Here is a 17,740-nt window from a genome sequence, read left to right as displayed (position 1 = left end):
TGGGTCGGTGCGAAGCCTGAACTGATACCTTGCTAGAAGTCGCTGCGTTCCAATCAGGTGTGAGGACCGAACATCTTGAGTCGGACCTTTGGCCGATTGCACGTGTGCGTCTTTAGAGTAGCCGATAACGCGTCCCTTATACTACGGACTTTAGCGCAGTCGCCGCATTGATGATCATTGCCGCAGCGCAAGTTGCTGGCGCATTTGCACCCCCTCTTAAAATACGAGTCGACATGGCATTTACCGAGCTTTTCATCAAACGTCCGGTATTGTCTATCGTCGTCAGTTTCCTGATCTTGCTGATCGGCTTGCGCGCGGCCACCGTACTGCCGATCCGGCAATATCCCAAGCTGTCTAATACGGTCGTCAATATCACGACTTCCTATCCTGGTGCCTCCGCCGACATGATCCAGGGGTTCATCACAACTCCTCTGGAGCAGGCAGTCGCTTCCGCCGAGGGCGTCGACTACATCAGCTCCTCATCAGTGCTCGGTACCTCGACCATCCAAGTCTACATCAAGCTCAATTTCGATCCCAACGAAGCGCTCACCGAGGTGCTCTCCAAGGTCAACTCAGTCAAATACTTAATCCCGAAGGAATCAAACGATCCGGTCGTCACGAAGTCGACCGGTCAGACCACCGCTGTCATGTATATCGCCTTCTCCAGCGAGGAACTGGCGGCCAGCGCGATCTCCGACTACCTCTCGCGCGTCGTGCAACCCGTTATGTCAACTGTCGACGGCGTCGCAGCGGCAGACATCCTGGGCGGCCAGAGTTTTGCGATGCGGCTATGGCTCGATCCTGCGAAAATGGCAGGGCACGGCGTGTCGCCGGCTGAAGTTTCGGCTGCAATCGCCGCTAACAACTTCCAGGCCGCGGCCGGCCAGAGCAAGGGCTATTTCACTATCTCTGATATTACGGCAAACACGGACCTGCGGAGTGTCGATGACTTCAAACGCATGATCGTCAAAGCCAATGACGGTGGCTTTGTGCGCATGGAAGACATTGCGGTAGTCGAGCTTGCCGCGCAGACCACAGACACCAGCGTCACAATGAACGGCGAGCACGCGGTCTTTATCGGCGTTCAGGCGAGCCCGCAAGGCAATCCGCTAAACATAGTGCGAGGCGTTCGGGCGTTGTTTCCAGAAATGGAGCGTAACCTGCCGCCGTCACTGAAGATGAAAGTGGCCTACGACTCCACCAAATTCATTCAATCGTCGATCGATGAAGTAGAGAAGACGCTCATCGAGGCCGTCGTGGTCGTGGTGGTGGTGATCTTCCTGTTCCTGGCCTCGCTGCGGTCGCTCATCATTCCTGTGGTCACTATTCCGTTGTCGCTCGTTGGTGTCTGCAGCATGATGCTGGCGCTGGGGTTTTCATTCAATCTTCTGACGCTCCTTGCGATGGTTCTCGCGATCGGTCTCGTGGTCGACGACGCGATCGTGGTGGTGGAGAACATTCATCGCCATTTAGAAGAAGGTGCGACGCCCCTACAGGCTGCTACAAGGGGCGCGCGCGAGATCGTCGGCCCCGTTGTCTCCATGACGATTACCCTGGCTGCGGTATATGCCCCAATCGGATTTCTCGGCGGCCTCACCGGTGCGCTGTTCCGCGAGTTCGCGTTTACACTAGCGGGAGCGGTGATCGTATCGGGCGTGATCGCTTTGACGCTGTCGCCGATGATGTGCTCGCTCTTCCTGAAGCGCGCTGAGGGGGGGCGGTTTGCAAGACTTGTGAACCGCGGGTTCGGCGCCTTGACACGATGGTACGGCCGCAAGCTTGACCGCTCGCTCGACTATCGTCCGATTACCGGCCTGTTTGCGCTGACCATGCTGGGCCTCGTCGGCTTTCTCTATATGCATATTTCCAAGGAACTCGCACCCGAGGAGGATCAAGGTATCGTATTCGCGCTAACGAAGGCGCCGAAATACGCCAATATCGACTACCTCGACTATTACGGCACCAAGCTCGAAAACGCGTTCCAGAAATTTCCAGAGACTGATTTGAGCTTCGTGCTCAATGGCGTTAGCGGCCAGCAGAGTGGCATGGCCGGCATGTTGCTCAAGCCATGGGACGAGCGCAAGCGATCATCGATTGTACTAAAGTCCCTTGTCCAGGCCGAGCTGTCCAAAATCGAAGGCATTAACGCGTTTGCCTTTAGCCTGCCTCCGCTTCCGGGCGGTTCGGGTGGCCTACCAGTTCAGATGGTGATCAATTCGACGCTTGGCTTCCAATCCGTCTACGAGCAGATGTCGAAGCTGAAGGATGCCGCGCGCAAGAGCGGTCTGTTCATGGTGAGCGACTCCGACCTCGAGTTCAACCAGCCGGTTGTACGAATCAAGGTTGATCGATCCAAGGCCAACGAGCTTGGCATCACCATGCAGACAATCGGTAACGCGCTCGCCACCTTGCTTGGCGGAAACTACGTCAACCGCTTCAATTTGCAGGGCCGCTCCTATCAGGTGATCCCGCAGGTGCCACGAGAGGAACGCCTGGCGCCGCAAGCAATCGGGAGCTATTATGTGAAGACTGCGACGGGCTCGATGCTCCCGCTGTCTACCGTAGTCTCCACCGAGACTGCGACCGATCCGAACGCGCTCACCCACTACAACCAGCTCAACTGCGCGACCTTTCAGGCCGTGCCGATGCCCGGCGTCACGATCGGACAGGCTGTGGACTTCCTGGAAGCCGAGGCGAAGAAACTGCCCGCAGGCTTCAGCCACGACTTCCTGGCCGACGCCCGCCAATATGTGCACGAGGGTAACCAACTGGCCATTACCTTTGCATTTGCACTCATCATCATATTCTTGGTGCTTGCGGCACAGTTCGAAAGTCTGCGCGATCCCTTCATCATCATGATCAGCGTGCCGATGGCAATCGTCGGCGCCTTGATTCCGCCATTCTTTGGCTGGGCGACCATGAACATCTACACCCAGGTCGGACTGTTGACACTGGTCGGGTTGATTTCCAAGCACGGCATCCTGATGGTTGAGTTCGCCAATGAGCTGCAGCTCAAGGAGAGACTTGACCGTCGCTCGGCTATAGAGATGGCGGCGCGCGTCCGACTGCGCCCAATCTTGATGACCACGGCGGCAATGGTCACGGGCTTCATACCCTTGTTGACCGCAACGGGAGCTGGCGCTGCGAGCCGCTTCTCGATTGGGCTCGTGCTCGTCGCTGGCATGTCTGTGGGCACGCTGATCACGCTCTTCGTGCTGCCGGCGGTCTATGTCGCGATCGCGTCCGATCACGGAGCCGATGCGAGCTCCGCCCGCGGGAAAATCGCCGCCGAGCTCGACCTCACCGGCGCTGCTGATGCCCAGATGGCCAAGCAATGACGATAAAATCAATCCAGGTTCGCTCAGTGTGGTGAGCGAAGGAGCCTGCGACCGCTTCACGCTCCGTTGCGCATCGAGATCTTCACGCCCTTGGTGCCGAGCTTGGCGAGTCAGGTGCTCGGCGAAGAACACGCCGGTGATCCGCTGCTCCACTAAGGTGAATTGCACCGGACATTCACGGCAGCGGAACGCCCAAGCTCGATCTCGCCGCGGCGAAGAGAATTCATGCTCTCCTGATAAAAAGGTTGGCTTGCCATTCATCCCAACGGCTGTTGAAGGAGAATTATTTGCTTCCGTCTGACCGCGTTGCGTAGCTAGCTGAAAAAGATGAACGCCAATGACACGTATTGGCTGAGTGATCGTAGTCGGGTACTGGGTGTGCAGCACAGCTTCTGTTATACGACCGAAGTCGAGAATAGGAGCAACTGCTGAACCTCTGCACTTGACCACGGCCACTGCCATTGTGAAAACGGCCGGAGTTGCTAAGCGAATGGTCAGAATCTGCCGCAATCCCGATGACCAAGGCCACGCTGGTTCCTGACGCGTGACCCGACGCCCTCCGGAGTGGGAAGTTAACGAAATGCCTGAGTTTGATGCTGCTATGTGGTTTTTGTCCGCAACGACGTGTTTTGCGGCCTTTGTAAATGGAGCCATCGGCTACGGCTTTTCGTCGCTCACTGTACCCCTTGCGCTGGTTTTCTACACTAACCGCATTCTCAACCCCGCTATTGTCATTATCGAGGTCTTCGTCAACGTTTACGTCCTCCTCATCAATCTGAAGGGCGTGCCGGTGGTTTGGAGACGAGTGTTTCCCATCTTGCTTGGGCTCTTGCCGGGCATTGCGCTCGGCGGCTATGCGTTGACCTCCCTGCAGCCGGGCTGGATCAAATTCGCCACCTACACGATGATTCTGCCCCTGATCCTGCTGCAAGCTGCGGGTTGGCGCCGCCCTATCGAAGCAAGCTGGCTCATCGGCCTGCCATTCGGGTCGATGCTAGGCATCCTCTATTCGGTGACGACTATCTCCGGCCCTCCCTTAGCGATGCTGTTTAACAACCAGGGCCTGGTCAAACAAGAATTTCGCGCCGGCCTGGCCCTGGTTCGCGTGGCGGAATCGAGCGTGACCGCCCTCGTCTATTATCAGCTCGGCTTGTTCATTTCCGAAAGCGGCACCTTGCTCTACGTTTTTATACCCAGTGTCATGCTTGGCATCCCGCTGGGGTCTTACGTCATTCGCCGGCTTGATCCGGAGATATTCCGACGCATCTGCATGAGCTTTGATGCTTGGATCGTGGGCTTCGGTTTGTCACGAGTGCTCATCGAGCTCGATCTAGTGCAGAGCGCCTGGGCTTATAGCGTGATGGCGGCGGCGATACTGATCGATCTCTGCCTGCTATACTTGTTCCTTACCACGCACAATCCGATTTGGTCAGAGCGACGGTCTCGGCGAACTGCGGATATAAGCGCTTGAACGATGCCGGCGGGCACCTCGGTATCGAGTGCGCCCGCGTCCTGCACCTAACCGATGCCGCCCCCCTCGGCGGCGACAGATGGCATGAAATTCTGGTTCATTGCTCCAAGACAGCCCAGCCCCGGCGCCGGGAATTCGGGATCACAGGACAGCCTTGAACTTTTGAAGGCTGATGATGTCGCCATGCCATTCAAAGTGGCTGCGGTCGCCGGGGGCGAACGCTAGTCCAGAACAAACGGATCACTCGAGACACGACACATCAAGTGCGGCACGGGGGACCACCTGGCCGCCTGAAACCCGGAATAATCGAGTATCAAAAGTTTCAGGGCGACGTTGACGGCTTGCGCGTGATAGCGGTGCTCGTTGTGATCTCGCGTCTCAGCGACGTTGCTCTTGATGAGAGCTTCCGATTGGCTGCAAAAGCTGTCGGAAAACTTACGGCCGTGTGCGTGCCAAGTACCAGAGGCGTAGGGCGCCGTTGGCTTTGTAGGCTTTGCAACAAGCCGTTGAGCGTTGCGCCTCCAGCTGTCGCAGACCAGCAACAACTGCCACCCGCCGTATAGCTAGCACATTCGGCAAAGATCAGCCGAAACACCGCGTCCAGGGGCTCGACGACCACGCCTATTTGTCGCTCGCCCTGTGACGTAGCCCAGTTTTTGTGGCGGCATCGCATTTGCAGGGTTGAAGAATGTCAACTTGAGGCCATCATCGTCGAGTGCGGGCCGCTTGCAGGCGGCGCATCGCAGGATGAGTGGCGCCGCGCTCACGAGGCCGTTCTCTCAGGAGCGCCCGTGATACCATCTGCCAATTGGTCTGCCGGCCTGCTTGCGACGCGGCTCGCATTCTTTGTGGCCGGATTCGGCCTCGCGGCCTGGGCGCCTTTGGTGCCACTCGCGAAGGAGCGGCTTGCGGTGGATGACCACATGCTCGGTCTTCTGCTGCTCTGTCTCGGAACGGGATCCGTCATCGCTATGCTTTTGAGCAGCCTGTCGAATGCGTGGTACGGCAGCAAGCCCATTATCCTCGCGGGTGGACTTGGACTCGCAATAATCCTGCCGTGGCTTGCAATTGCCGACACACCTCTCAGCCTCGGTGCCACGCTGTTTGCTTTCGGCGTTTCACTCGGCTCGATCGATGTAGCCATAAACATTCATGCGATTGAATTGGAGCGCGCCACCGGACGTCCATTGATGTCCGGCTTCCACGCCCAGTACAGCATTGGGGAATTCACCGGCTCTGCCGCCGTGACCTCGTTCCTCTCGCTGCAGCTTGGTCCACTTTTTTCGACGTTCCTCTGTTCGGCGTTAATAACGATCGCGATTGTGTCGGCTTGGCCGGGGTTGCTCGGGACGGGTTCGAGGCAGCAGGGGCCATTGTTTGTCTTGCCCCATCGCAGTGTAATGCTAATAGCTGTGCTCGCGGCTATCACCTTTCTTGTTGAAGGTGCAATGCTCGATTGGAGCGCTTTGCTTCTCGTTGAACGAGATCTTCTCGCGGAGGCGCACGGGGGCATTGGTTATATGCTCTTCTCACTCGCCATGACCGCAGGGCGTCTCAGCGGAGATGCCGTGGTGGCGCGAATCGGCGATCGTGCCACATTGATGCTCGGGACGCTGCCGACCGTGACAGGCTTCTTGGCCGTGGTGGCCGCGCCCGTTGCGTTGATTGCTATGGCGGGGTTCCTGCTTATTGGATTGGGTATTTCAAATGTTGTACCCGTACTGTGTCGACGCGCCGGCAAACAGAAAGTGATGCCAGCAGCCCTTGCGATCGCGGTCATCACGACAGCCGGCTACGCGGGTATACTCGTTGGGCCCGCTGGCATCGGGCTCGTCGCACACATGTTTGGCTTGCCCTTGGCGTTCGCGATGTTAGGCGCGCTCATGTCCATTGTTACACTGTCGGCGAGGATCATGATGATAGACCCCCGCTAAGCCGTTGGTCGAGAGGAAAGGGACACCAGCACGCCGGCTAATGATCGTCCACCGCTCGGCGTAGAGGCTTAGAGTCGATGAGCGACTCAATGTGATGGCAGCACATCGATCATTACCATTCTCCTTTTGCTGCAGTCGACTAGGCGCGACGGGTCGAAGCTGATCTCACCGCGAAAACCGACGGCGGCCGCGACGATCAGTGCGAACTCGGCGATGCTGATGTCCTCGCCGGTGCCGATATTGACCAGTTCCGGCGAGGAATAGGTCTTCATCAGATGGATGCAGGCGTCGGCGAGATCGTCGACATAGAGGAATTCGCGGCGCGGCGTGCCGGTGCCCCACACCACGACGTTGCCGCCGCCCGATATCTTGGCCTCGTGAAAGCGGCGGATCAGCGCGGCGACCACGTGGCTGTATTCGGGGTGATAGTTGTCGCCGGGGCCGTAGAGATTGGTCGGCATCACGCTGATGAAATCGGCGCCGTACTGGCTGCGATAGGCCTCGGCCATTTTGATGCCGGCGATCTTGGCGATGGCATAGGGTTCGTTGGTCGGCTCCAGCGGGCCGGTCAACATCGAATCCTCTCGCAGCGGCTGCGGCGCCAGGCGCGGATAGATGCAGGAGGAGCCGAAGAACATCAGCTTCTCGCATCCATTGGCATGGGCCGCTTCGATCACGTTGCTCGATATCGCCAGATTGTCGTGCAGAAACTCGGCGCGCAGCGTGTTATTGGCGACGATGCCGCCGACTTTGGCGGCGGCGAGGAACACGGCCTGCGGCCGCTTCGCGGCAAACCAGGCATTCACCGCGGCCTGGTCGCGCAGGTCGACCTCGTTGCGCGACACCGTCAAGAGATCGGCCTGTTCGCGTGCCAGCCGGCGCATCAGCGCCGCGCCGACCATGCCGCGGTGGCCGGCGACGAAGACCGTCTTGCCCTTCAGTTCAAACGCAGTGCTTGCCATTGGCTGCGTCCTGCCTGGCTTCGACGAGATCGCTGGCGACCATCTCCTTCACCAATTGCGAGAACGGCGTCTTCGGCGCCCAGCCGAGTTTCGCGCGCGCCTTGCTGGCATCGCCGATCAGGAGATCAACCTCGGTCGGACGGAAATAGGTCGGATCGATCTGCACCAGGGTCTTGCCGGATGCCTTGTCGAGGCCGACCTCCTCGACGCCTTTGCCGCGCCATTCGATGCTGCGCCCGACCTCGGCAAACGCCAGCTCGACGAACTCGCGGACCGACCGAGTCTCGCCGGTCGCGAGCACGAAGTCGCCGGGCTCGTCGACCTGCAGGATCCTGTGCATGCCCTCGACATAGTCGCGGGCATGGCCCCAGTCACGCTTGGCGTCAAGATTGCCGAGATAGAGCGTGTCCTCGATCCCGACCTCGATACGGGCGATGCCGCGGGTGATCTTGCGGGTGACGAAGGTCTCGCCGCGGATCGGGCTCTCGTGATTGAACAGGATGCCGTTTGAGGCAAACATGCCGTAGGCTTCGCGGTAGTTTACGGTGATCCAGTAGCCGTAGAGTTTCGCCACGCCGTAGGGCGAACGCGGATAGAACGGCGTGGTCTCCTTCTGCGGAACTTCCTGCACCAGGCCGTAGAGCTCGGAGGTGGAGGCTTGATAGAAGCGCGTCTCCTTCTCCATGCCGAGGATGCGGATCGCCTCAAGCAGCCGCAGCACGCCGATCGCGTCCGCGTTTGCGGTGTATTCCGGGCTTTCGAAGCTGACGCCGACATGGCTCTGCGCGGCGAGGTTGTAGATCTCGGTCGGCCTGATCTGCTGCATGAGCCGGATCAGGTTGGTCGAATCCGTCATGTCGCCATAGTGCATCAGGAACGGGACCTCGCCGACATGCGGGTCCCGGTAGAGATGGTCAACGCGAGCGGTATTGAAGGATGACGACCGCCGCTTGATGCCGTGCACGACGTAGCCGAGACCGAGCAGATACTCGGCGAGATATGCGCCGTCCTGCCCGGTGACGCCGGTGATCAGCGCAACGCGCTGCCTTGAGTCCTGAGCCGCCATGGTCTCTCTTAGTTGCGCCGGAAAGAAAGCCTCCCTGTGAAACGCTATTGCGAAGCCGTTTCTCAACAAATCTAGATGCGGAAGCGCGCTCCACCCGCAATTAGAGGAAAGCGATCGTTAGCTCCAGTCATACACATCACGTATGAATGCACACTATATACATTGATTTATGTTGGACTGGAGGACGCCAACAGAGTGAGCTTAGAAAGTGAAAGTCAACTAAGCCTCGCAACCTGCGTGATATCCGCGATGGTCCTAAGCAGGCGAGATGGATGGAAAACGCTGTTAGAGCGCCAGGGTGCCCTTACCCCCGGGCGATAGCTCCAATGAGATAGAAGCCGACGGTATGTGTTCCTTATCTATCCTCAGGCGCATGTACGCACTCGCGTGGTCTCGTCATGGCTTGGGAGAGCGACGAGCTGAGGCCGCAGTCGTCAAGCATTTGTCGGAGTGAAGGGATGCAAGCCAGCACGCAGTCAAGCCTGCGCATTGTAGTCTACAAAGCGCTCGTACCGTTAACTTCCGAACAGAACACCCCGTCTTGGGTCGATTCATCAGCCGTGATCAGCGCAGTTGCCAATATCCAACTCGCGGCAGGCAGTGGACGGTCGACGCAAGACAAAATGAGAAAGAGTAGCAAACGTTGGTATAGATCCTCGAACGTATCGATATCGAAAGTTTACGTTTGTACAATAGAGTGTCGGCGCCAATCGTTTAGTCTCGAGGAGCGTAACGAGCCTCGGTCCGAGTATGATGATCCTCTTAAACCCGCGCCGGCAAAATGTTTCCAGTGACACGGGACAATTCACGCTAGAGTGGCTGCGCAAATATATATCGGCACCAGACTATGTAGAAGCCATAGGCAGGTTTCATCTTTCAATCTCCCGAATGGAACGCAGCCGAGACGGAACGTGAGCCTCTCGAAAGGTCTATCAGTGAGACGCAAGGACTCAGTTACTCTCACATCCACTGCCGCTCGGTTCGCCGGTATCCCTGCTCACTTTCCTGGAATTTGAGCTGCATTCGTGAAATGGCTCATCAGTGATGATGCGCCAAACGAGACATGATGTTTTATCGTAGGATAATTTGCCTGCCGATCTGGTTCCAATGTCCTCATCTATGGAGCCAGACTATTTGCGCGATGTATCCTCGCGTCGGCTTGTGGCGACGACGACAGCTATCGTCGCAAACCGCGCGATTCTGTTTGTGTCAGGATTGAATGTCGCGCCACGCTGCAAGCGCACCTGCATATCTGGCTCTCCCCGAAGCGGTCACGCTATTCGCCGCCGCATTGCAGTTTGTACTCGATAAGTAGCCAAAAGCGGAAGGTAGCCAGGCGAAGCGATGATGGCTGAAAGAGATCAACTCACGCTTGTGAATGCGGCGGCGATAGCGGCGGCCGCGACAAATCCCGAACTTGACAACTGTTATCATCGGGCAAGCGAATTTCATAACGGGGTTCCTGTGAGCGGGAAAGCCGGGCTTCTTTAACTTGGGCAGCATTGATCGATATGTGTGGAATTGTCGGCATCTTGGGGCGTGGCCCGGTCGTTGGTCAGTTGGTCGCTTCGCTCAAGCGATTGGAATATCGTGGCTACGACTCCGCAGGCCTCGCTACTCTCGAAGGTCTCCGTATCGAGCGGCGACGCGCTGAAGGTAAGCTGAGAAACCTTGAGGAGCGGCTGCGCTATTATCCGCCGTCGGGTCGTACCGGTATTGGTCACACCCGTTGGGCGACTCATGGAAAGCCGACCGAGAGCAATGCTCATCCGCATGCGACGGAAAATGTAGCGGTCGTTCATAACGGGATCATTGAGAATTTCAGCGAGCTGCGAGCCGAGCTGGAGCGGAATGGAGCCCATTTTGACTCAGAGACGGACACCGAGGTGGTGGCACATCTCGTCGAATCTTATCTCAAGAATGGCTACTCGCCGCAGGATGCGGTACAAGCGTCGCTGCCGCGGCTGCGCGGTGCCTTCGCGCTGGCATTCCTTTTCAAGGCGCACGACGACCTTTTGATCGGCGCGCGCAAGGGGTCGCCCCTTGCGATCGGACATGGTGACGGCGAAGTGTATCTAGGATCGGACGCGATCGCGCTCGCGCCTTTGACCGACAAGATTACCTATCTTGAAGACGGCGACTGGGCCGTGCTTACGCGCACGATGTGCGTGATTTATAGCGCAGACGGCTCCGTCGTGCAGCGGGAAACATCAAAGTCTGGCGTATCGTCACTCCTTGTGGACAAAGCGAATTATCGCCACTTCATGGCCAAGGAAATCCACGAGCAGCCGACGGTGGCCGGCACGACATTAGCGCATTATCTCGACATGGCGGCCAAGCGCGTCGCCCTGCCGCTCACATTGCCGTTCGATTTTAAATCCATTCAGCGCATCTCAATTGCCGCGTGCGGCACGGCGAGCTATGCCGGGCACATCGCCAAATACTGGTTCGAGCGGCTGGCGCGCTTGCCTGTCGAGATCGATGTAGCGTCCGAGTTCCGCTACCGGGAGGCGCCTCTGCGCCGGGGCGATCTCGCCATCGTCATCTCGCAGTCGGGCGAAACCGCTGACACACTGGCTGCGTTGCGATATGCCAAGGGGCAGGGCGTGCACACGATATCTGTGGTCAACGTCCCGACCTCGACGATTGCGCGCGAGAGTGAATCCGTTCTGCCGACGCTGGCGGGGCCAGAAATCGGCGTAGCCTCCACAAAGGCATTCATCTGCCAGCTGATCGTATTGGCGGCGCTTGCCGTCTCAGCAGGCAAAGAGCGCGGTAAGCTGTCTGAGATCGATGAGGCGAAGCTCGTGCGTGAGCTTATCGAAGTGCCGCGGTTGATTGCTGCGGCGCTGTTGATCGAGCCGCAGATCGAGAAGCTCGCGCGTTATATCGCCGACTCGAGGGACGTGCTCTATCTCGGTCGCGGCACATCGGCCCCCCTGGCGTTAGAGGGCGCACTCAAGCTGAAGGAAATTTCCTATATCCACTCAGAAGGTTATGCCGCCGGCGAGCTCAAGCACGGACCGATCGCACTGATCGATGAGGCCGTGCCTGTGGTGGTGATCGCGCCTTACGACGAGGTCTTCGAGAAGACCGTCTCGAACATGCAAGAAGTTGCCGCTCGGGGCGGCAAGATCATCCTGATCACCGATGCCAAGGGTGCTTTGGAAGCGACGGTGGACACACTCATGACCATTGTGCTGCCGGAGATGGTCGCAAGCTTCACGCCGATGGTCTATGCCATTCCGGTTCAGCTCCTGGCTTACCATACCGCCCTCGTAAGGGGCGCGGACGTGGATCAGCCGCGTAATCTAGCAAAATCGGTGACCGTCGAATGAGGCCGCAGTGTTAGTATCGGAGCATTGAGGCCTCGGCGTCGAGCCGTTGGGCTCGCGTTTGGTCGCGTCGATTTCGTGGGGACGGAACCGGACAAGTTCTCGATCTTGCTGTATCCGAAGTTGCTCGTAGCTGCCGTATGGTTGCGCGACTCAGGCCGTGCTCCGCTGAGTGGCGAGACGACGACGTCACTATGGCGTGGGCGAGCTCAGAAGGAGAACGATCCCGGCATCAACAGGTCAACCATAGACGCGATCCAGCTAAAGAGCAGATTCCGTCGTGCTTGCGTCATCACGTCAGGACACCAATGGCAGCGAGCGTTACCTCCCGGCATTCGAGTGTAAGGTCGATAACAATCGGGAATTAGTCGTGACCGATTTCAGCGGTGATTGGTCGCTGAGGGCAGCGATGATGGCGGTCAGGAAGGGACGCCAAAGAGTCCTCAGCCAGGCGAGGATGCCGCGGAAGTTATGGCCGACGGCGGAGAGGATGACGCTGGCGGCATCGCTGGACCGGTGAAGTACTGGAAATACGGGTCGTGGAGCCAGCGCTCGCCCCTCATCGGACAGGCCGTAAATGTGCTTGAGCAGCAGCAGCCCGATCACAAAGCGGGTCGCGATCCCGGACCGGCCGTTCTCGCTGTACAGCGGCGCGATCTCGCCGTCGATCCAGTCCCAATCGACCTTGCCGGCGAGCTGAAGCAGCGCGTGCTTCATATTGATGATCTGGTCCAGCCTGACCCGGAACAGATCGCCCGATCCCGCCGTCCTGTGCTTCTTCGGTCGCATCGCCACCTCCGATGCGACGACGGAATCAGTCATGGCTGGCGATTCGACGGAATCCCGGAAATGAAATTGCAAGGCTCCGATGCCCTGTGCACCAAAACCCTGCATTCGCAAACCAGTCCACAACGACAAAATGCGATTCTAGCTCAATCGCTTAGGCGTTCTTCACGGACGACGCGTTAGCTTTCTCTTCACGAGAGCGCGCGACGGAGGCTCAACCTCGGCGCGTCAGCTCATAGTCAGCTAGACCTCTTACCATCGTCGGTAGAGCTCGAGCGGCGCGAGCTCAGCACCCCCAACCGCACCGACAGGAGAGAGATCCGATGTATGGCCGAATTGCTGGCTCATCCAGCCAATCCACAGGCGCTACCCAGGCTGACGAATCGAGGCATTCAGATGACGAGGGCTTTGCGGAAAGGCTTGCAGGCATGGCGCCCGATGCTGGCCCAAGTTCGTCCCAGGCAGCGACACGGCCGTACTCCGTAGTTTCCCGACCTCCGATCGAAGAGATCGACATGGATACCTTCGGGGAAGAAGTGAAGGCCTTCTATGGCGATGACATCAAGCACATTGCCGATAATCCACTGGAGTACTCGGATTTCATATCCACAAAAGCTGAGCGCGCAGCAAACGTTGCTAGAACCCACGGGCACACCGACGAAGATACGGACGAGGCGCGATATTTCGCCTATCGCTTGGGTGACAAAACCGTTGGGCTTCTAAGAACAGAAGGCGGACTTCGGGTAGGAGGAAGGCGATTCAGCGCCCAGTTTCCCGGTCGAAACGCGGTCACATCCCAAGTAGATCTTCGGGTTACTCATCCGCTCGTCGAGAATGCTGGCGATATTCTACTGGAGCATCAGCTTCGGGAGGACGGCGAGCGAGCATTGATTATGTCAAAACCTGCGTTGCCAGGCATCGAGCCCCGTCTGGCTCAGATGGGCTTTGTTCCTGTGAGTGATAAGAATCACTGGGTGCTTGATCCTCACCAGCATCCCGACAAGTGGACGCATAACGCTGAAGGTAAATGGCAACGGGTAGGCAAACCTGAAGGATATCTCGCCGCAGAGAGTAGTGGTGCTCAGACAAGAATCGAGCGAGCTTCGAGTGAAGCAAGTGATGAGACAGAATCGTCCGGCGATGACACGTCTTGGTACTTCGAACGCCTTAATCTAGGCCCGGGGTCGGCTGCCGAATAGTCGCTGTGGACGAGGCCGGACCTGAGCGGTGGCTACTGAGCTCATTGAGTATGTTGCTGCAGGAATGGCTCGCCACTTCAAAACGAGCTTGCGTTAGGCGGCGGGATCGCGCCCGGAGTGCTGCACCGACCAGCGCTGGGCCGCTCGCCGCCAGTCAGCGAGCACGCGTGGCCGAATTGGATCCAATCCACGCATTCCATAAGGGCCCGCGACGTGTCGAGGCCTTCGGCTGCACGATGGTGTCGACCGTGACCCGCTTGAGGTCCTGATCGCGTAACGCGCCGACCTCGTGCGCCACCCGCAGGCTCTCGGCCAGCAACAGCTCCAGCTTGTCGCCAAGCCGCTTGCGCCAGTGGCTCAGGTCCGAGCGCTCGCGCGGGAAGGCGTGCTGAAAGAACTCTTCGCCGGTGAAGTACTGGAAATACGGGGCGTGGAGCCAGCGCTCGCACACCCCTCATCGGACAGGTCGTAAAAGTGCTTGAGCAGCAGCAGCAGCCCGATCACAAAGCGGGTCGCGATCCCGGGCCGGCCGTTCTCGCTGTACAGCGGCGCGATCTCGCCGTCGATCCAGTCCCAATCGACCTTGCCGGCGAGCTGAAGCAGCGCGTGCTTCATATTGATGATCTGGTCCAGCCTGGCCCGGAACAGATCGCCCGATCCCGCCGTCCTGTGCTTCTTCGGTCGCATCGCCACCTCCGATGCGACGACGGAATCATGGCTGGCGATTCGACGGAATCCCGAAAACGAAATTGCAAGGCTCCCATGCCCGGTGCACCAAAACCCTGCATTCGCAAACCAGTCCACAACGACAAATGCGATTCTAGCTCAATCGCTTAGCCGTTCTTTACGAACGACGAATTACGGACAATTGGGAGATCGAAGTTCGGCTCTTGGTTACCCAGCCTGCTATCTGCCTTTGCAGGGCCAAATCAGCCCGAAGCTCAATGCACAAAAGATATCTCTAACTCATCCTCGCATCTTGCCGAAGCCGGCGAGCAAGTCGGTGCAGACAGCTTCGGGCCGCTCCGTCGCGGCTTACTCACTGGAAGCGCAAACGCGCGACAACTTACTTTTACCGATTGCCACATCCGCGCCATGTCGCGCAAGTTGAGCATGCATTTCGACCCCGGGGACAATTGCTAGGATTAGCAGTCCAGTTTCTTGCTTAGATCGCGCGTAGAAGCGGCTCATTCAATCCGGTCGGGCCACACGCGCCACCGCGGCCCTCCCACCTGCTACGTGTCATCAAAAGGATTGTTAGAAACCGGACATTCCCGCGCAAGTTCCAGGGCTAGAATCAATAGGAGATGGTTCGCCGCACCGGAAGGACGCGGCGCGCCCGCCGTATATGCGACAGGCGAGTACTCTTGGCCATTATCTGGCCCAGCGACAGCCGACCCGCTCGTATAGCAGGATCGACCATCCTTGTGGTGACGCGGGATTTAACATGACTGGCAAATCCGGTTGGTGGGCCAGCGATCGCATCGGGCTCCGCGAAGCCACAGATCTGGTTGACAGAAGAACCGCTCCTCATTCTCGGCACCGGAATTGCTGTCCCGCTCCTCGAACGCGACTGCTGTCAACGCATGTCTGGACTGCGGCGCCTTAGGGCAGCCTCTCCATTTCTATCGTTTGAACGCTCGCACCGAGAATACGATTGTGCAGCCGCAAATCTCAGGGCCACAACTCAACAAGGCAATCGTGGTGAGATGGCTTGCCAGTAGGCGTCCGTTCGCCACATCGTGATCCCGAGGCGATACCGAGCCACGCGGTAGAGAACTTCCGCCTTGCCGCCGGACGTGCGAGGGGGGAGTTCCATGGCATGGTTTTCCAGGACAGCGACGTCGCAAAATGGCTTGAGGCGGCTGCATGGTCGCTTTGCCAGGCACCAAATCCAGACCTGGAGAAAGCCGCCGATGAGCTGATTGAATTGATTGCGGCCGCCCAATGCGGCGACGGCTATCTCAACACCTATTTTATACTGAACGCGCCTCAGGAGCGCTGGACCAATTTAGCGGAGTGCCACGAGCTTTATTGCGCCGGCCATTTGATTGAAGCGGGTGTCGCTTTCTTTCAGGCGACTGGCAAACGGCGATTGCTGGAGGTTGTTTGCAGGGCTTGCTGACCACCTCGGCACAGTTTTCGGCCCGGAGCGCGATCAGTTGCACGGCTACGATGGCCATCCGGAAATCGAACTTGCGTTGGCACGCCTCTACGAAGCGACAAAGGAGCAGCGATATCTCACGCTGGCCAATTATTTCGTGGAGCAACGCGGCACGGAGCCGCACTTCTACGACATTGAGTGCGAGAAGCGCCAGCAATCCTGCGTCCCCAAATACGACGGCACGCCTTTGATGATAGAAAACAAAGCGTATAGCCAAGCGCACTTGCCGCTTTCGGAGCAGCGGACTGCAACCGGTCATGCGGTTCGTTTTGTATACCTCATGACGGCAGTAGCTCATCTCGCGCGTCTGCGGCAGAACGAGCAGCAGCGCCAAACTTCCTACGGCTATGGCAAAACATGGTCCAGCGCCAGATCTATATTACCGGAGCCATCGGCTCGCAAGGCGCCGGCGAAGCGTTCAGCAGCGATTACGATTTACCGGATGATACGGCGTACGCGGAAAGTTGCGCGTCGATTGGCCTGATGATGTTCGCGCGCCGTATGCTGGAGATGGAACTGGACGGTCGCTATGCCGACGTGATGGAGCGCGCGCTCTACAATACCGTTCTCGGCAGTATCGCGTTCGATGGGCGTCACTATTTCTATGTTAACCCGCTCGAAGTGCATCCCAAAACGCTCAGGTCCAATGGCATCTACGATCACGTCTCGCCGGTGCGTCGACGCTGGTTTGGCTGCGCGTGCTGTCCACCGAACATCGCACGCCTTTTCACATCGATTGGTCATTACATCTACACGCCCCGCACAGACGCGCTCTATGTAAATCTCTACGTTGGGAATAGGGTGGCAATATCCGTCGGCGGACATGCGCTGCGGTTGCTCATCAGCGGCAGCTATCCGTGGAGAGACGAGGTGGAAATCGCCGTCGAATCTGCGCCGCCAATTGCCCACACGCTCGCCCTGCGCCTGCCGGAATGGTGCAGCGCGCCGCAGGCGAGCCTGAACGGCGAGCCTGTCAATTGCGAGCCGCGCAAGGGCTATCTTCACATTCGCCGCACGTGGCGGCACGGAGATCGCGTCAAACTATCGTTGCCGATGCAAGTTCGTCGCGTATACGGCCATCCACAACTTCGCAATTTGGCCGGCAGGGTGGCCATCCAGCGTGGTCCGTTGTCTGGAGGAGGCCGACAACGGGACCGAGTTACACAACGTTTGGCTTCATGCAAACAGTCGGTTTTCCCTCATCGAAGGAACTGGTCTCTTTAACGGCAAGATTTTGCTGCAGGCCAACGGGGCACGGTTGCAACACACGCATTCTGAAGACGGCGCTTTATCAGGACGACAAAGTGCCTGGACAACTAGAACCGCAGCAGCTGACATTCATTCCCTGGTTCAGCTGGGCTAACCGCGGCGAAGGCGAAATGTGGATTTGGGTAAATGAGCGTTGACGCCGAACGCGCGGGTCGCGCTTCCACGAGTCGAAGTTAGATTACGCTTCTGGCGCAGGCGATATCGTTGGTCAAAGTC

General features: G+C 58.3%; 10 protein-coding genes and 3 pseudogenes. 9 read left to right on the top strand and 4 right to left on the bottom strand.

The annotated features are described in order from the left end of the window. Window positions 1–233: 233 nt before the first annotated feature. The 3 genes from P6U29_RS36160 to P6U29_RS36150 all read left to right on the top strand — a co-directional run bounded on the left by P6U29_RS36160 (window position 234) and on the right by P6U29_RS36150 (window position 6,743). Complete coding sequence (locus P6U29_RS36160; RefSeq protein ID WP_407114921.1) at window positions 234–3,338, top strand: efflux RND transporter permease subunit; 3,105 nt, start codon at window positions 234–236, stop codon at window positions 3,336–3,338. A gap of 580 nt (window positions 3,339–3,918) precedes the next feature. Beyond that, window positions 3,919–4,809: a sulfite exporter TauE/SafE family protein gene (locus P6U29_RS36155; protein ID WP_407114920.1), complete on the top strand. Its 891-nt coding sequence runs from the start codon at window positions 3,919–3,921 to the stop codon at window positions 4,807–4,809. 794 nt (window positions 4,810–5,603) lie between these two features. Then, entirely contained in the window at window positions 5,604–6,743 is a 1,140-nt protein-coding gene (locus P6U29_RS36150) for an MFS transporter (RefSeq protein ID WP_407119528.1), read from the top strand. Between the two features lie 86 nt (window positions 6,744–6,829). Here P6U29_RS36150 and P6U29_RS36145 read toward each other — a convergent pair whose 3' ends face one another. Continuing rightward, window positions 6,830–7,705: a GDP-L-fucose synthase family protein gene (locus P6U29_RS36145; RefSeq protein WP_407114919.1), complete on the bottom strand. Its 876-nt coding sequence runs from the start codon at window positions 7,703–7,705 to the stop codon at window positions 6,830–6,832. Beyond that, complete coding sequence (gene gmd, locus P6U29_RS36140) at window positions 7,686–8,771, bottom strand: GDP-mannose 4,6-dehydratase (protein WP_407114918.1); 1,086 nt, start codon at window positions 8,769–8,771, stop codon at window positions 7,686–7,688. Before gmd ends, P6U29_RS36145 begins: the two co-directional genes overlap by 20 nt. A gap of 1,511 nt (window positions 8,772–10,282) precedes the next feature. Between gmd and glmS the strand changes: the two genes are divergently transcribed. Further along, window positions 10,283–12,109, top strand: coding sequence for a glutamine--fructose-6-phosphate transaminase (isomerizing) (gene glmS, locus P6U29_RS36135; protein WP_407114917.1), 1,827 nt, complete (start codon window positions 10,283–10,285; stop codon window positions 12,107–12,109). 509 nt (window positions 12,110–12,618) lie between these two features. Here glmS and P6U29_RS36130 read toward each other — a convergent pair. Then, a pseudogene (locus P6U29_RS36130) lies at window positions 12,619–12,895 on the bottom strand (transposase); the annotation flags it as partial. A 512-nt stretch (window positions 12,896–13,407) separates the two neighbouring features. Between P6U29_RS36130 and P6U29_RS36125 the strand changes: the two are divergent. Then, a complete protein-coding gene (locus P6U29_RS36125) occupies window positions 13,408–14,091 on the top strand; it encodes a host specificity protein (RefSeq protein ID WP_407114916.1) in 684 nt (227 codons plus the stop codon). Window positions 14,092–14,305: 214 nt separating this feature from the next. Here P6U29_RS36125 and P6U29_RS36120 read toward each other — a convergent pair. After that, window positions 14,306–14,778 (bottom strand): annotated as a pseudogene (locus P6U29_RS36120) (transposase); the annotation flags it as partial. A gap of 1,027 nt (window positions 14,779–15,805) precedes the next feature. On the opposite strand from P6U29_RS36120, the gene P6U29_RS36115 reads away from it, so the two are divergent. From P6U29_RS36115 to P6U29_RS36100, 4 genes and pseudogenes are all read left to right on the top strand, one after another. Further along, window positions 15,806–16,216: a beta-L-arabinofuranosidase domain-containing protein gene (locus P6U29_RS36115; RefSeq protein WP_407114915.1), complete on the top strand. Its 411-nt coding sequence runs from the start codon at window positions 15,806–15,808 to the stop codon at window positions 16,214–16,216. Further along, a pseudogene (locus P6U29_RS36110) lies at window positions 16,152–16,936 on the top strand (beta-L-arabinofuranosidase domain-containing protein); the annotation flags it as partial. The gene P6U29_RS36115 and the pseudogene P6U29_RS36110, both read left to right, overlap by 65 nt. Next, window positions 16,928–17,479, top strand: coding sequence for a hypothetical protein (locus P6U29_RS36105; RefSeq protein WP_407119527.1), 552 nt, complete (start codon window positions 16,928–16,930; stop codon window positions 17,477–17,479). The pseudogene P6U29_RS36110 and the gene P6U29_RS36105, both read left to right, overlap by 9 nt. Then, entirely contained in the window at window positions 17,434–17,661 is a 228-nt protein-coding gene (locus P6U29_RS36100; protein ID WP_407114914.1) for a hypothetical protein, read from the top strand. Before P6U29_RS36105 ends, P6U29_RS36100 begins: the two co-directional genes overlap by 46 nt. Window positions 17,662–17,740 lie beyond the last annotated feature (79 nt).

This window comes from Bradyrhizobium sp. LMG 9283 (assembly GCF_045571415.1).
Classification (GTDB): Bacteria; Pseudomonadota; Alphaproteobacteria; order Rhizobiales; family Xanthobacteraceae; genus Bradyrhizobium.
The sequence above is the reverse complement of the archived record's forward strand: the minus strand, read 5'-3'. Positions and strand labels throughout refer to the sequence as shown.